At 35.5% G+C, this 15,170-nt stretch carries 17 protein-coding genes; all 17 read right to left on the bottom strand.

Going from position 1 to position 15,170, the window contains the following annotated elements:
• Nucleotides 1-175: 175 nt before the first annotated feature.
• Nucleotides 176-412 (bottom strand): aspartyl-phosphate phosphatase Spo0E family protein, encoded by a 237-nt coding sequence (locus tag RQP50_RS09315; RefSeq protein ID WP_315745009.1) that lies wholly within the window; start codon nucleotides 410-412, stop codon nucleotides 176-178.
• Between the two features lie 147 nt (nucleotides 413-559).
• Nucleotides 560-1,810, bottom strand: a complete 1,251-nt coding sequence (locus tag RQP50_RS09320) for an XRE family transcriptional regulator (RefSeq protein ID WP_315745011.1) — start codon at nucleotides 1,808-1,810, stop codon at nucleotides 560-562.
• 584 nt (nucleotides 1,811-2,394) lie between these two features.
• Nucleotides 2,395-2,577, bottom strand: coding sequence for a hypothetical protein (locus RQP50_RS09325; protein WP_315745013.1), 183 nt, complete (start codon nucleotides 2,575-2,577; stop codon nucleotides 2,395-2,397).
• Between the two features lie 513 nt (nucleotides 2,578-3,090).
• Nucleotides 3,091-3,861 (bottom strand): hypothetical protein, encoded by a 771-nt coding sequence (locus RQP50_RS09330; protein ID WP_315745015.1) that lies wholly within the window; start codon nucleotides 3,859-3,861, stop codon nucleotides 3,091-3,093.
• Nucleotides 3,862-4,084: 223 nt separating this feature from the next.
• Complete coding sequence (locus RQP50_RS09335) at nucleotides 4,085-4,735, bottom strand: hypothetical protein (RefSeq protein WP_315745017.1); 651 nt, start codon at nucleotides 4,733-4,735, stop codon at nucleotides 4,085-4,087.
• A gap of 193 nt (nucleotides 4,736-4,928) precedes the next feature.
• A complete protein-coding gene (locus RQP50_RS09340; protein WP_315745019.1) occupies nucleotides 4,929-5,642 on the bottom strand; it encodes a hypothetical protein in 714 nt (237 codons plus the stop codon).
• 254 nt (nucleotides 5,643-5,896) lie between these two features.
• A complete protein-coding gene (locus tag RQP50_RS09345) occupies nucleotides 5,897-7,855 on the bottom strand; it encodes a hypothetical protein (protein ID WP_315745021.1) in 1,959 nt (652 codons plus the stop codon).
• 787 nt (nucleotides 7,856-8,642) lie between these two features.
• The gene (comI, locus tag RQP50_RS09350) at nucleotides 8,643-8,738 is read right to left on the bottom strand and encodes a competence inhibitor ComI (protein WP_021255831.1); all 96 of its coding nucleotides are present in this window, start codon (nucleotides 8,736-8,738) and stop codon (nucleotides 8,643-8,645) included.
• A gap of 114 nt (nucleotides 8,739-8,852) precedes the next feature.
• Nucleotides 8,853-9,359: a nucleoside deaminase gene (locus RQP50_RS09355; RefSeq protein WP_315745025.1), complete on the bottom strand. Its 507-nt coding sequence runs from the start codon at nucleotides 9,357-9,359 to the stop codon at nucleotides 8,853-8,855.
• A 209-nt stretch (nucleotides 9,360-9,568) separates the two neighbouring features.
• The gene (locus tag RQP50_RS09360; RefSeq protein WP_315745027.1) at nucleotides 9,569-10,423 is read right to left on the bottom strand and encodes an MBL fold metallo-hydrolase; all 855 of its coding nucleotides are present in this window, start codon (nucleotides 10,421-10,423) and stop codon (nucleotides 9,569-9,571) included.
• 230 nt (nucleotides 10,424-10,653) lie between these two features.
• Nucleotides 10,654-10,857, bottom strand: coding sequence for a zinc ribbon domain-containing protein (locus RQP50_RS09365; protein ID WP_021255818.1), 204 nt, complete (start codon nucleotides 10,855-10,857; stop codon nucleotides 10,654-10,656).
• 425 nt (nucleotides 10,858-11,282) lie between these two features.
• Complete coding sequence (locus RQP50_RS09370; protein WP_072728573.1) at nucleotides 11,283-11,648, bottom strand: GntR family transcriptional regulator; 366 nt, start codon at nucleotides 11,646-11,648, stop codon at nucleotides 11,283-11,285.
• Nucleotides 11,645-12,301 carry an ABC-2 transporter permease gene (locus RQP50_RS09375; protein WP_315745030.1) on the bottom strand — a complete coding sequence of 219 codons (657 nt, stop codon included), beginning with the start codon at nucleotides 12,299-12,301 and terminating at the stop codon, nucleotides 11,645-11,647. The genes RQP50_RS09370 and RQP50_RS09375 overlap by 4 nt, the downstream gene beginning before the upstream one ends.
• Entirely contained in the window at nucleotides 12,294-13,148 is an 855-nt protein-coding gene (locus RQP50_RS09380; RefSeq protein ID WP_028532073.1) for an ABC transporter ATP-binding protein, read from the bottom strand. The genes RQP50_RS09375 and RQP50_RS09380 overlap by 8 nt, the downstream gene beginning before the upstream one ends.
• Before the next feature lie 342 nt (nucleotides 13,149-13,490).
• Complete coding sequence (locus tag RQP50_RS09385) at nucleotides 13,491-13,988, bottom strand: hypothetical protein (RefSeq protein ID WP_072728945.1); 498 nt, start codon at nucleotides 13,986-13,988, stop codon at nucleotides 13,491-13,493.
• A 25-nt stretch (nucleotides 13,989-14,013) separates the two neighbouring features.
• Complete coding sequence (locus tag RQP50_RS09390; protein WP_174809733.1) at nucleotides 14,014-14,538, bottom strand: hypothetical protein; 525 nt, start codon at nucleotides 14,536-14,538, stop codon at nucleotides 14,014-14,016.
• Nucleotides 14,539-14,551: 13 nt separating this feature from the next.
• A complete protein-coding gene (locus RQP50_RS09395) occupies nucleotides 14,552-15,151 on the bottom strand; it encodes a hypothetical protein (RefSeq protein ID WP_315745034.1) in 600 nt (199 codons plus the stop codon).
• Between the last annotated feature and the right edge of the window lie 19 nt (nucleotides 15,152-15,170).

Here is a 15,170-nt window from a genome sequence, read left to right on the forward strand (position 1 = left end):
TTAGTTGGTGTTATAATGATTCTAGCTGCTTTCTTTGCACGGCAAAGGAATGAGCGCTTCAGAGTCGATTTTCGGTGTTGCCTGCCTATGCTCATCTGGAATCGGCTCTATATTATTGAAACAAGAGTGCTAGCTTGACTAACACAGCATCCTTGAGACAACCTCTTTAATCGTGTTATCTTGCTTGAGAGAGCAGAATACGACTAGCTCCTTCTATCTTCTTTTGGTTACCTTTATTCTTCGTTTCCGAAAAATTCATTTTTTGAAGCTGCAATATGTACCAGTCGAGTTCCTGACTAATTTCCACTACATGTCTATCACTTAGGTTTTTCATACTTTCTACTGTTCTTGCCAATCGTTCACGCAATTCTTTAACTTTTAATTGAATAAATTCCTCTTCTTGAGTTAGCATCGAGATTGGATACCCCCTTCTCAATGACAATTTAAACCAGGTTTCCTATATTCGTAATTTTTTTCCTCTAACAAAACCTTTTCGACATATTCTGCCATAAACAAAAGTAAGAGGTAGGATAAGTAATAATAATTACTTTCCTTCCTCTTACTTGGTCGAGTCATCAACTTGTTGTTGTGCCCATTTGGGTAATATAAATAAAATTAAATTGAAACAATCATTCGCCCTGACACGAGAATCCACACCTATATAATGCAAAATACTCAGCATAAAGCAGTCAATAGCTTCTTCATATTTTTTAAGCTGTATGTAATATCCTGCTTTTAACTTAAAATACAGAGCCAATTCAGATTTTTTAAAAGGCGTCTTATATTCAGTGTTGATTATTTGAGATTCATGCTTAAGTAAAATGTCAATTGAAACTGTATCTTTATTATGAAGGTATAATTCGAAAAGCTCGTTAATGATATGGATGGTTTGATCAGATGAGGATTGCTGTAAACAGATAAGGAGTTGTGATATGGCCTGCTCAGTATGTCCTTTCTTGCCAAGGATGCAAGCTTCATTAAGCTTAATGTTTTCTTGTATTTCTTTAAACGAGTACTTGTTACATTCGTGCATGTAATGCTCTGCCAAAAAGTAATTACCCAAATAGTAATATGAATTGCTAGTCAGAAGCAAGGCACGAGCTCTGGTAAGTGGATCACTCTTATACTCTTCCACAACAGCAGAGAGTAATTCAATGCTCTTTTCATGCATTTGTAGCGCGTAAGCATGAAAGCCTAATTTGAAATGAATAAGCGCTTTCTCCTCTTCTGGGAAAAAACCAATGTAATTAAGAAGGTATATTCCTGTATGGAATGTCTGCTCCAGCCTGCTAAAATCATTACGTTCAATCAAGTACGTTTGAAAAAAAGCTTTGGCAACGTAAGGTTGTACTCCGTGCTCTCTGGCATACTTTGCGATTAAAGCAAATAGTGTGAGTCTAATCGTATTATCAGTCACAGCTTCTGTCATTTTGTACAGCTCTTCAATTAAATCGTAGCTGTCTTCACTGTCAGATTGCAGGAACCTGACTGCTATCTTTTCAATAACTGTGCTTTCGCCCCTCTGAATAGCTTCCATTAGCAGACGTTGCAGCACCTTCTTACGCCTCTCCGTTACGATGTAATGACCAACCACATCCGAATATGGAATGGATAACGAAGAAGTTAAGGAAAGAATAGTAGTTAATTCAGGATGCTTTGTCTCTCCTCTTTCGATTTTCGATATCGTTCCTTTAGGAATACCTGATAAAGTAGATAAATGCGGTAAAGTGTATCTACGACTCTTCCGATAATCGTAAATTAACTCACCGATTAGCCTATTTCCTTTACTCAGACCATCACCTTCTTTCAAAAAGGCCTTACTACTAAAATGAGTACATTACATATTTCCACCCCTAAACTACCATATATATACTATTTTGTAAACATTCAACGACAGGGAAGAAAAATGAATAATGATAATGGTTTAACCCTATATATTTGAACACATAAAGACTTAAAAGCGCTTTTTCATTCGAAAGATTGTAAAATGAAGTTCGATAGAAGTAGTGATGTAGTAGAGCCCGTTAGTTTTCACACTATCTAGCGTGTCCTAAATCTCATTAGGCTGAAAAATTGAGGGGATGCTCCTGATTCTCTGACTACTATATCTTGCGAACCTAGGGCGAAACTTCTGCTGCGCAGATACGGCATTATACAATGCCGCAATGATTGACTTGGTTGACTTACAAAAAAAACCTTTTGAGAAATGATATGTTATATTTCTTATGTTTGTTAACCTTTGCAACAAGTCAGATTTAATCCCAGTCCTAAATAATGGAGTGATTTTATTATATAATTCAATGATATGGGATGGTAAGGAATCAATGTAGTTCTTAATATCAGGATTTCTTTCTGATTCTTCTAAATAGAAAATCGCTTCTCGTAAAGAAGCTGCTAAAATTTAAAATTTGATGTCGCCTCAGTCACAAACACTGATATATCTTCTGACTGTATTAAGAACTTTCTCTTGAGATAGATAAAATCATTATGAATAATAGCTAATCCAATAATCCAACGAGTAATAATTTCTTCAGCAGGAAATGCTTCACTGATACGAATAACACTACACTGCTCCATTTAAATTCTCCTTCTAGAAAAGTTTCGCCTAACGTTCTTGTATTTACGAAACGATCCAGCCTTAGATAACTTAGCTCTTATCTTAGATCGGGTCATTTGTTGACTAGTTTTTCCACCATTATACATCTGTAAATCGAGGACAATGTGAATGTAATGTCATCGGATGTCGATCTTCTAATCAACTAGCGTCCCTCAATTGTTCAAAGACATATATGGGAGATGAGATTAAAGAACTAGATAATGAACTGCTCAATAAATATTATTCGGAGCAAATACTAAACTAAAAAAGCTAATATTATGGTCGTTGTTTGGAATACAGATAAAAATTCAAGGTAGGCCTCGCATTCGCATTCATTACATATATCGTTATTGTATTCACCAGGAGAGCCTTAAGTCAGTGTCAGCGAACAGGACGTCAGACTTAGACTCGTAGGGTTTTCCGGCTATTTCCGCGTTCTCGAAACTCATCGACCGGATCGAGAGCATTTGCCCGATGCGTAAATAATGGGGAAGCTACAATCTCCTTTCACTTGCAAATTCGTTATTATCAAGAAATTGATCTATTTTTAAATTTAATGGAAAATGTTTATGGGCAGAAAATAAAGTAAGACAGCCGACAATAAAGCCTAATCCAGTAGTTAAGTATAGTCCGGTTAAAGAACCTATTTTTGGAGGAATAAATCCAGTGAAAATATATGAAATATAAATCACAGAAGTGCAACCAAGCAAAGAATAACCTAGAGCTTTCACTCCTCTTCTACCATTGCTAAAATCAAAATTTCCATTGTTTTTAATGCTTTTTGCCCCTTTTATCTCCCCCATAACGACGAGCTTACTTCTTTTGTTGTTGGTGACTTCCAAAATAAATCCATCATTTGGGTTCATATATTCAAAAAAAATTATTATTTCATTGTTTATACATTCCACCTCAATTTTGTTAGCCAATCTTGATACATATAATAATTTCACATTTAAACTATCAGCAATATCATCTGACTTGATTTTTAACGTTTCAACTTTTGAAATTTCATCTCCATTTATCAACTGATTCCCCGAATTCCAGAATATAAACATTGTTCTTTTGAGTTTTGTGGAATAAATTCCATTAATTTTTTGTGGATTATGAGCCTCATTACTTAAGAAAAAATAAGAATTACTTTGATATGACAATTGCTTTCGATCAGTAAAGTAATAACTAGTACAGTAACCAATGATTGCCCCAAGAATTACTCCCGCAAACCCTCTATCTAAAATTTCTATAAGATAATTAAAAATAAAATCCAATTCTTCACCTGCTTTTCAAATAGATATTTAAGTAGTTTCGGTTAAGGTTCTTGTATTTATCATTCCCGTAGGGTTCCGATGCGCTTGCGCAGATAGTCAGTTCGGGTGTTTCCGCTGAACCGCTAATCCGAAGATCCTCTGTGAACCGAGGGCCAAATGGCCCGAAGCGTGAATACAATGTTAGGTCAAGTTTTTGACTTCAAAAGCGCCCCCACAACAATCCTTAGACATAAATCAGTTTAAACTTAAAATTAAAACATTTTTTATTAAAATTATCAGCTACATAACTTATTTCCATATTTATATACCCATTTGATTCTGACTCTTCTCCAATGTATAACCCTGTAAAATCAAGAGACGGCAATTCTTTAGGAAATCCAGGATAAATCAAAATAGATTCGTTACCTGCCCATTGCATTCCATAGTATCCAAGAGAATGTTCATGAAAATTCTTGACCCATCCACTGAAATCTTCAGGCCCGAAATAAATACCGCCAAACTTTAACTGAACCATAGGGTACCTAGCAACTGAATCTCCATTATTCTCTATTGATATCAAAAATCGTGTGTTTGGAACATAAATCGGTACACAACCTGTTTCTCTTTCTACATGTAATGTAGGTTCAATATAATCCGTTCTAAATGGAGTAATTCTTATTGAAAGCTTAGGTTTCGCAGTTGAAGCAATAAATGCAAGACTAGCAATTAATAGTGCGATAATTGAAAACGACATACTAAGAATAGAAACAATGTTCATTATTGGGGAGAAATTATTATTCAAATCATAAAATGAAATTGGAGTTATCAATAGGATTATTGAACAAATAATAATAAAAATCGAAACTACAAGAGATGAATAAGCCAATTTCCTCATAGTACTCTCCTTAATATTCTCAACGATTTCACCTAACGTTCCTGTATCTACGAACCCAAGAGGCTTTAGGGAATACCAGAAACGTACGGAATTAGCCTCTGATCCTACTTCTTCGCTTACACTTTTTTTCGAATCAAGGACACATCCCGCAGCCAGATACGGTGCTAGGGGAAGTACTTGCTTTCCTGAATAATCATAAATCTTGAAGTTTATGTACCTCTATCTCCATAATCATATCTTCAACTGTTGAGTTGAAAATTCTTGAGAAGCCACATTTCTCAAGCTTTTTTATCATATTTTTATCTTTTACTATCATTGTATTTTTCGTATTCTGGATCTCTTCAATATTATCAATAGTTTGGGCAATATAAAAAACCATCCCTGCATCGTTTTGAATGAAATTTCTAAAAGTATAACGTATTAAGTCTATTTCGATATCATCATAATCAAAAGAATCATGAATGGTAATATCACCAATATAGTATAAACTTCCATTATCAAAGGGTGTGTCATATAATTCTCTATCAATTATTTCATCAGCTCTTGAGCCTATTACCATATGATCGCCATCAATTGCATCAAGCCAGTAAAACCAAGAAACATCCATACGTTCTCTCCAAGCATTTGGGAATTCCGTCATTGTCATCTTTGCAATTATTAATTGATCCCTATTTTCATCAATCCAATATTTCTTTTTCAATTGTTCTTCAATTTCATCTGTTATTTCATATTTATCAATTATTAATTCCAAATTAGAAACAAGCTTTATTGTGTGGACTATTGGATCTATATCGGAATTAAAGTCCACCTCAGGAAAATCAATATGTTCACAATATGTTTCATAAGCGACGGAAGGAAGCACTTCATACTCCCTTCTTCCGTTTGATGTTAATAAATCAATGTACATAACTATCATCTCCATTATTTATTTTGCAAGTATTTCACCTAACGTTCTATACACAACGTCTCACCGACTTAAGAATCGCCAGGATCCGGCCGCGATGCATTTAATCGGTACGGATGTGTTCACTGATTCGTCATTGCTGCCTATCGCTTCTCGCGGATCGGAGACAGTAGCGGATCTTTTAATGTTCTTTATTCTCCTACAATGCGCAGTCAATTGCCCTTCATACAGTTTTCTCATAGCAATGTAGCATCAATTTATGAGATAGAATTGTTTTCAAACTCTCCTTTAGAGATCGAATCTGATATGCAAAAATCATCGTTTATTTTGATCACAAATAAAACTAACAATCGTAGAAATATCATGTAGTTTTGTTCATGCATTTTTTCGTTTTCAGTACTTTTGGGTTGAGTATGACTATATCTATTTCTTAAATCCCACCCATTATTGAATTGAGACTTGTTGAGCGTATAGTTTATATAATCTTGCTCAGGTTTTGAAAATAATGAGCTTTCAAAAACAATTACTTTTTTTGTTTCAAGTTTATCTATAGCACTTCTCTTTGTTTTTGAAGATCTCCAATAGTTAATTACTTGATTAAAATATAAATCCCTCATGACCAAAATTACAGCTTTATCCTCAAAAGTAATATATCCTTCATTGTCACTTTTTAGATATTTCCTCTCCAATAGCCACTCAATCTTCTGACGGCGGTATTCTGGGTATTCAACTAATTTGAGGGATTGATTGCATAACAGCTCAAAGAAATTTTTATAGATACTTTGATTTTTCTCGTTATATCTTAATCCGCTTTGATCTGAGAAAAAGAGAAATGCTGCATAGTTATATTCTTCTCCAACACCGTATACATACTTTTTATTTACTAATGAGGGTATATTCCCATATATTAGATGTTCAGAGCGTATTTCAAGTAATTCAAATTCGATTATGCCTTCTTCAACAAATAAAGAAAATTGTTTTAGAACCGACTCTACTGCCGGCATTATATTAGTACACTTTTCGAGTAATGTAGAGTGAGTAGACGGCATATTTATATCAAAATTTACTGCTTGAAACTCATTAGACAAGTACTCTTTAAAAAACCACTCAATGACTGACTCCAGACGTACTCCTAAGCTAAATAATTCATTATAATATCTGTTAATTTGCAATAAAGATAGCATGTTCATTCGATTAAAAGCCATTCCTGTTAAGTAAGCATTTCGAGAGCGAGAATCAATGATTCTTTCCATCACTCCCATTTGATTAGGTTTGTTTACAAAATTACATCTCATTTGAGAATCAACAAATTCAAACAAATATATGAAGTTATTCAATAGTGTTTCAAAATCTTTGTTTTCTTCAAGCCATTTTGTGCTGTATATTGCCTTTATTGACATCCCATCTACATTAACAATAACAGCTTCTTCTTGACTCTTTGAAAAACCTACGCAAGTTTCCACTAGGATCCCAGAATCTCCAGGGAAAAGTTCCTCTTCTACTTTCTCTACTCTTTTTTTTGCATTTAATAAAGTTCTTGGTGAAAGAACAATTTTGTCTTTATTACTTTGGATATTTACAATAAGCCGCAAATAGTTTAAGTTAGGACTTTCGCTATTAATATAGTTAAGAATTATTGTTTCCTTATCCGAATTTGTTAGCTCTTTTGGGAAAATTAACTTTCCTTTTTCCACTGTATGCTGCATCTCATATGCATCTAACAACAACTCTGCTGATGATTGATCGTTCAGCATATATTCTTTAATTACTTCACCAAAATGTTGAACAAGGGTTTTATATCTCAATAGTTGATAAAGCCAAAAATTCTCTTCATGCATAAGTTGCTTAAATTCTTCATCTGTGATTCTTGCGTATACTTTAAATTTTTCAAAAAGTGCCCAAAAATCTTCTCTATATTCTATATTCAATTCATTAAAAAAACCTGTTTGATTCTTCCCGTTAATAGAATTAAAAAACCGCGCAACCTGCTTAAAATATATTTCGACTTGACTTTCGTACTTTTCAATCTCATTCGAAGTCCACTTTGGCAAGTAAAGCTTATGATCAAAATATTGTTTTATATTATATATTTCAATCATATCGTTGATGTTTGCTAGTTCTTTTTCCTCTTTGTGTTCCATTAAAAAAGCTTCAATTTCTTGTAGAATATGCCCATTTGCTGAGTCATTTCTCGAATAAAACTTGATCTCCCTCATTATATATGTCCCCTAAACTCTATTGACTTCCGATAACTTTATCTATTGTCACTTTACAACCCTTTCATATATTCCTCTTATTAACCGAATTTATTATTTGGATATGTTACCTTATAAGTCCCCAGGTTGAATGATTGGAAAGCCAAAGTCTTTTGGCGAGCTTATCAATGACAACTCCAACTACATCAGTACTCTTCAATACAGAATCTCTACTTTAAGCAGATACATGCATTACTACCAGAGGATATATAAAAGACACTATTCACTTTATTATGACGCAGACCTCGCCGTTCAAGCTATTGTAGAACATGAACTCTATTTAAAAGATTTTAAAGACACTCATCATATACATAATTAATTTCATACTTCTTTGTATTGAGAGCCTGCTGATTTCTCTATTTATTGATTCTGTCGTATGCGTTCTTTTATCTACGAACCCGCGAGGCTTAAGGCGCGATTGTGCCTTAAGCCTCGTAGGATTGTTGGCCGATTCATCTTCTCCTCACTTCTCGCTAACCAAGGACGTGTCCGCAGCGTAGATACAGTGTTAGCTGATGGGGGATGCCATCATCTCATATTCGAGATTCTTTCGATTACGAATGACGACGTTTTTTTGCTTCAACATTTTTTCAATCCTTTGATACATCTTTTCTGATATGGTACTATATATGTAATAAAGACCAAGTGCGCTAACACTTGGTCCATACAATTGGCTTGGATGGGTAATCCCTTCTTAGTCATTCATGAATGGAAACCCACCTTTGGCGTCCAACCTTGGGGTGGGTTTTTACTTTCTCTTGTTGTTATGATTAATGTACGTTAAAAGAGCAAGAATGAATGTTCCAAAGAGGAGCATGATCGTTATCGCATCTTTTACTTCCATGGCTTCACCTCCTTTCGAAGGGAAACCATGCCCACCCAAGATTCAATTGTAGTTATATTTTACCTTTTTCCACATCCACGCACAATCGTTCCTATTTTGGTTTTGAACTTTAAGTCAACCATCATGCCATTCAGTCCTTATCTTCCCTCGATTCGAGAAAAACTCAGCCATCATCTTTATCTGCCGATCTTCTAATTCCTTTATCGGTGCAGCTTCAATGGATATATCTGAAAATCTATCGATAAATAATGGTTCTTTCTTTAATTTTCTCATCGCTCCCATTGATATATCATTCGCTGCCCAAACAACTCTCTTTATTGAGAAAGATAGCAATATTGCGCCGCTACACATGGGACACGGCTCGCACGTTGTATATAACGTCAACTCTCTTTTCTTATATTTCTTGTTCTCCATATCCAGCATTAATTGTGATGCATTTCGTATCGCATCAACTTCGGCATGTGAAGTTGTATCACATTCAGTAAAGACCTTGTTTCTTCCCTTACTAACAATCTCACCTATTGAATTTACTATTACTGCTCCAATTGGATAAGTTCCTTCTTTCATCGATTTCTCAGCTTCCTCAAAAGCCGCAAGGAGATACTTTCGATCTTCGTCCACCGAATCACCTCATTCTCATCCTTCGGTCATGTCATATCTCATTCCCGTATTTCACGACACGAGCCAGCCTTAGATAGCTCTCATCTTAGGCTGGCTCGTCTGTTCTCTAACCTTCATCCATTATTATACATCTGGCAACCATAGGGCGAAAGCCCCCAGCGTGAATACTTTGTTATAGGTTCACTGCGGCACCATAAAATCACTTCAAATTAACGCTCTTCTGAATGTAATATCTGATCGTTTACAAACGCTTTAATGAAGAATAGTTCATCTCCAATAGGCTTTCTTTTATTTTCTTCCTCAAAAGTCTCTAATGATTCCTCTAATGAAGTTGAATTTGTGGCTTTACTGGCCGATCTTAGCTCTTTCCAGAACAATTCCATTTCTTCGATATCGCAAATCGATTCATGACCAGCTATGAAATGACTCGCGTCGAATTTCTGGATATCTTCTATCATTGGCTCTAAATGAGACTTTTTATAGTGAAATAAAGAATTTTTGGTTGTACCATAAAAACTATCTCCAAGGAAAATTGCTTTTTCATCGGGAACATAAACAATAGTTGAATCATCAGTATGAGTGCTTCTGATTCTCTCAATAACACAAATCTTATTTCCTAAGTCCAGAACGAGAGACCCATCAAAAACAATATCCGAAGATTTTAACTTGAACACATCCCTATTTGGTACTTCATTCTTGATAATCTCCACACACTGCGAAGTCATCTTATTAGCATCTACATATTCTTGTAGAGAGCGATCGTCAAAAGAATAGCTTCGCCACGTATTCAATAATTGATTGGTAAGGCTATTCACAATAATCGTTGCATTATACTCATTCATCCCCAAAAAGTGATCCCAATGTGCATGTGTGATTACCAAATACTTAACCGGAGGTACGTTTAATTTCTCGATTTCATTTAAAAAATCCCTAGCATGCTGAACAGAATTTCCTGCATCGATGACTAGACTATATTTGTCTCCACAAACCAACCCTAATGTCGGTCTTTCTTTCTCGTTTTGGTTAGATAAATAATAAATGGAATCACTCAATTTATTTAACATACAATATCCCCTCTTTTAAGAACTTTAGTTTCTCACGAGTCTCTTCATCACAATTTTTCATTGGTACCACCCCCACCAATTTAGTTATATTTTACAATTATAGCATCTCTCAAATGATATAGAAGGTAATAAACAATTATAACTAAACAGTACGTAAGCTTAATAAAATAAGCAGGCTGCGGTAGCCTGCTCAACAAGATGTGTGATTAAATTATTGTTGCCTTACCTTATCAACCGAAAAAGAAATCAAGAACATTCGAGCCAGCCGAAGATTTTTTATTGTAAAATTCGGAATACCCGCAATTTGCACAGTACACGACTATAAATTGATTGTGCTGAATATCGAACATTTTGGATAACCCTGTGCCAGTCATTGCTACTTCTTTCGTCCTTGCGTCTTTGCTTCCGCATTTGATGCATCCTTTTTCACTCATACATCTGTCACTCCCCAACATGTTATGTTTCTTCGTACGTTTCCAAAGCATATAAGGTTGCGAAAAAACAGAATGAATCTATTTTCAATTAGGCTGGGTCGTTAGTTGTGTGCTGTATCTTCCTCGGATTATACATCTGACAATAAGGAGGCGAAAGCCCTGATGCGTGAATATAACGTGGTACTTTGTAAAAACCAATGAAAAAAGCTCCCGTCATGAGAGCTTTCCGTTCCATTCTCACTCGTAGCTAAATACGATGGAAATGAAATATTGATCGTGACTTTCAGAGCAACAAACACGATGAGTGTTCCAACTATCCAAAGTTTCATCTTGCCTGATCCCATTTGCCCTCGTTTATTGAGAAATAGTACCCATGACACTACAACCCCTTTATGAAATTTGTAATAAACCACACCTGCCAGCTATTAATAAATCTTTTTCAACAGCTCAATAACTTCATCTAGAGTGAGGCCAAAGGATTTGTAGTATGAAGTGTCGTTAACCATTTGCTTCAAAACCATTTCGTTGCGTATTTGCTGCATTTCGTCGGATGTGAATTCGGCTACGAAACACCCTTTACCTGTTACTGTATTTATCAAGCCACTTCGTTCGAGTTCTTCCCAGGCTTTCTTTACAGTGATGACACTCACACGAAGTTCAAGGGCTGCTTGTCGAATTGGTGGCAAACAATAGCCGCTTTCTAATTCGCCTTTCAAAATTTGAGCGCTGATTTGTTCGAAAAGCTGCTGATAGATCGGCTTTTCTGATGTGTTCGAAATAGATACGTTCATTGGATCTCCACTTTTAGGAACCGTCTAATCGCAATTCGATAAGCAATCATGTTGAATGCAATAAATATCACGATTCCTGCGATCAGGATGGAAATTTGAAGCGTCATATTGTGGGCACCGGCCCCATTGAAAATGTCATACAAATAAGGACTCTCGATTCCCACCCATTGGGCAACACCGGCAAAAACCATTGCAGCTGTTATAGATATAAACTGCGCCGTACCATATTTATACGCCGTCTTATAGAACATAGGGAACAAGAAAATGTTATAGATCGCAAGCATAACAAAGTTTAGTCCCCAGAAACCCATGTACGGTGCGAAGAAGTGGTACGTCACATTCGGGTATAGGTGAACCGTGAACAAACTGTAGATCATGGCAATCACAAGATGCAGTAATTCCAAGATAACAAAAACGGACACCCTTGCCTTCACCATGTCTTTCTTGGTCACAGGCATCATCGCGGTAAAGAGTAAATCGTTTGCGCCTCTAAATTGGGCGAACAAATTCGGTGCCGATACCCAGAAAAAATACATAACCACAAGAAAATACAGCCAACCCGGAATGAGCATCAAGGCTCCCATCACAAAAGGAAACACAAAAAACATCGGATTTACGCCTAACTTCAAATCTTTCATCAATAAGTTAAACATACGCATCCTCCTTTTTCGCGAAATAAATCATGATTTCCTCAAGACTCGGCGTAGCTGCTTTAATATCAGAGGATGGATCGAAGTCTTTGGAGTGGATCAATCCTGTGAAGCCGAATGAATTTATTTTGTAGGAAATTAACTTTTCCTTCACTTGGTTTAGCTGGCTTTCGTCACCACTCAACAGGCGGTAAGACGCAACAAATTCATCTTTCTCAGAACTGCTGATAATTTGTCCATTTTCGATAAAGGTAATGAAATCCGCGCATTTTTCTAAATCTGATGTGATGTGAGTGGAAAATAGAATGCTGATTTCGCCATCTACTACAAGCTCTTGAAAAATATCGAGAAGATCGTCTCTTGCTACCGGATCGAGTCCACTTGTTGGTTCATCGAGAATGAGGAGCTTCGCACCATGAGATAAGGCAAGGGCCAAACTGTACTTTACTTTCATTCCCGTTGACAATTCGACGATTTTCTTGTTCTCATCCAATTTGAATCTTCTCAGATATTTGTAATAGGTTTCATCATCCCAATTCGTATAGAATTTCTTAATCACATCGGTCAACTTCTTCATTTTGCTTCGCGTATAGAAATCGATGCCGCCGAATGCGAATCCGATCTCCTGCTTCAATCCCAGTTCGTGCTCGGCCATGTCCCTACCCAGAATGTGTACCTCGCCGCTGTCAATTTGAATCATATTCAGGATCGATTTTATTGTGGTTGTTTTACCTGCGCCATTGGCACCGATAAATCCCATAATATAACCCTTTTCCAATTGAAACGACACATCTTTTAACTGAAAATTTTGAAACTTCTTGTTTACGTTTCGAATGTCTAATGCCAGCATAAGGGACCTCCTCATCAAATTGTGCATGTCGTGTATGCACAATATAACACAGGAAATTTCTAGAAGTCAATTACTTCATGGCCTAATTTCCGGAATTTATTAAGCAATTTTTCAACTATCCTAAGAATCCCTTCCCAAGTCATAACAGTTTTGTTATTTTGCTCGCTCTACCTACGGCGAGAGCAATCACCTCGCTCACCGATGCTCCTACCCACATACAAAAAAGCCTGCAATATTAATTGCAGACTCCTTAACTCTAGTAGATTCAGTTCAATGTGAAACATCAAATCACTTTATTTTTAGAGGTATGGTTAACTAAGGGATTACTTGCTCCTAAATAATTCAACAAATTTTCCTGGATGACACTACCTCAACTAGTATTCCTTCATTTTTATAATTCTCTAGTTTCTCAATGTTAACCCATAAGGGCTCATTATTCCTTAACTTATGAAACCGGACTATACTATCATCTCCATGAAAAGTCAGGATGATTAGAAAACGATAATTAGGAAAATCTAATTTCAACTTCGCCGCCCACATACTGACAACTTTCTTTGCGAATCTTAAACCCTCTATTGGATTTTCTTCAAAAAATTTAGATACATCCCTCATATGAACATGACTCTCTGCAGCTTCAAAACCTGTTCTATCTCCGAATTGACTAAGTATGAAATCCAAATTTAATTTTCTTTCAGACTCACTATCTTTTTGAATTATGACACAACCTTCTACTTCAATAAAAGTAGGCCAAATAAGCTCAATCAGTTCTGTATGTTCATGAAAACGATTAACTTGTATTCTACTTAGTGCCTCATGCATTTTTTGATTTGTTTTTTTCATTTTTACCCCTTTGATACTATGGATCTTAGACAATTGGACTTCGAGGTTCCCTCATTTTAAACTTTTTTAATTGTTGCTTTACTTTTACTATTATATATAAAATAACAGAGATACAAATATTGTTTAGTAATAATATATAAGGTAGTAAATAATCGTTTTGTAATACATCTTGTTGATTCAAAATAAGATAAAAACCATGTACATAAGGTAGATAAATAAACCAAATAATTACCGGCCCAAAAAAACTCGGACTTTGATTATTGATTTCATTCACGTATATCAAAAATAGTAAAAGCCAAAATAAGATCCCCATGATTGATATAAATGAGACAGAGATAATGTTTTGTATATTGCGCTCTGATACTTTAATGAATATTCCCACAACCAAATAACTTACCCATCCAATCATATCAACCCATAAAGTATTTGATAAAAATTGATCATTTAAGTAAAGGAACGAAACCCAAAATCCAAATGAGAAAAATAAATGCAATCCGAATGAGATTCGGATATTTTTCTTTGTTTGTTCATCGAACTTAATAATATTCACTACCATCATCCTCTTATTTGATTATCCATTGTTTCATCCGATCTTTTATAGTACTAGCAATCTCTTCATCTCTTTTATTAATCCAATCATATAATGGACCTTCAATAAAACCCTGCATTTCGTTTCGAGTTTTTTCGAGACTGTCTATAAGTTCTTTATATGAATATTGTATGGACTTGTTAACATGACTATCAATTGTTTCCGGAGCATCGGGCCAGACGTGTACTTGATCATTAATGTATGTAATACCTGGGGCAGGATCATGCCCCATCCACGGACTTTGTTTATTTATAATCGTATCAATCACACCAGAGAAATCTTCTAAACCACAGCAACAGCTCGGTAAAATATACTTGTTCTCATCTTCAAAGAAAGCAATTCCACCTGATAGTACAACTCCTTCTTGCTCCAATAATTCATTAAAAGATAAAAGAAATGATTGTTCTACATTGATATGATTATAACCAAACAGAAGAATCAGAAATAATTCAACATCCCGCTCATTCGATTCAGAAGATAAACAGATAAACTCTTCTCGAGTAATTTCATTAGCAATCCATTCAGGTTTATCATAATATGGTCCAGTTATTACTGCTTTCGTGTAAGGCATCATTGATTCCCCTTACTTCTAT

It is taken from the genome of Paenibacillus suaedae (genome assembly GCF_032337355.1).
Classification (GTDB): Bacteria; Bacillota; Bacilli; order Paenibacillales; family Paenibacillaceae; genus Paenibacillus_B; species Paenibacillus_B suaedae.

Bases quoted from the DNA above. Each gene is read 5' to 3' on its own strand.
- RQP50_RS09345 (WP_315745021.1), bottom strand. From the start codon at position 7,855: ATGAGGGAGATCAAGTTTTATTCGAGAAATGACTCAGCAAATGGGCAT.
- RQP50_RS09375 (WP_315745030.1), bottom strand. From the start codon at position 12,301: ATGTTTAACTTATTGATGAAAGATTTGAAGTTAGGCGTAAATCCGATG.
- RQP50_RS09340 (WP_315745019.1), bottom strand. From the start codon at position 5,642: ATGTACATTGATTTATTAACATCAAACGGAAGAAGGGAGTATGAAGTG.
- RQP50_RS09335 (WP_315745017.1), bottom strand. From the start codon at position 4,735: ATGAGGAAATTGGCTTATTCATCTCTTGTAGTTTCGATTTTTATTATT.
- RQP50_RS09395 (WP_315745034.1), bottom strand. From the start codon at position 15,151: ATGATGCCTTACACGAAAGCAGTAATAACTGGACCATATTATGATAAA.
- RQP50_RS09360 (WP_315745027.1), bottom strand. From the start codon at position 10,423: ATGTTAAATAAATTGAGTGATTCCATTTATTATTTATCTAACCAAAAC.
- RQP50_RS09380 (WP_028532073.1), bottom strand. From the start codon at position 13,148: ATGCTGGCATTAGACATTCGAAACGTAAACAAGAAGTTTCAAAATTTT.
- RQP50_RS09365 (WP_021255818.1), bottom strand. From the start codon at position 10,857: ATGAGTGAAAAAGGATGCATCAAATGCGGAAGCAAAGACGCAAGGACG.
- RQP50_RS09370 (WP_072728573.1), bottom strand. From the start codon at position 11,648: ATGAACGTATCTATTTCGAACACATCAGAAAAGCCGATCTATCAGCAG.
- RQP50_RS09315 (WP_315745009.1), bottom strand. From the start codon at position 412: ATGCTAACTCAAGAAGAGGAATTTATTCAATTAAAAGTTAAAGAATTG.
- comI (WP_021255831.1), bottom strand. From the start codon at position 8,738: ATGGAAGTAAAAGATGCGATAACGATCATGCTCCTCTTTGGAACATTC.
- RQP50_RS09385 (WP_072728945.1), bottom strand. From the start codon at position 13,988: ATGAAAAAAACAAATCAAAAAATGCATGAGGCACTAAGTAGAATACAA.
- RQP50_RS09325 (WP_315745013.1), bottom strand. From the start codon at position 2,577: ATGGAGCAGTGTAGTGTTATTCGTATCAGTGAAGCATTTCCTGCTGAA.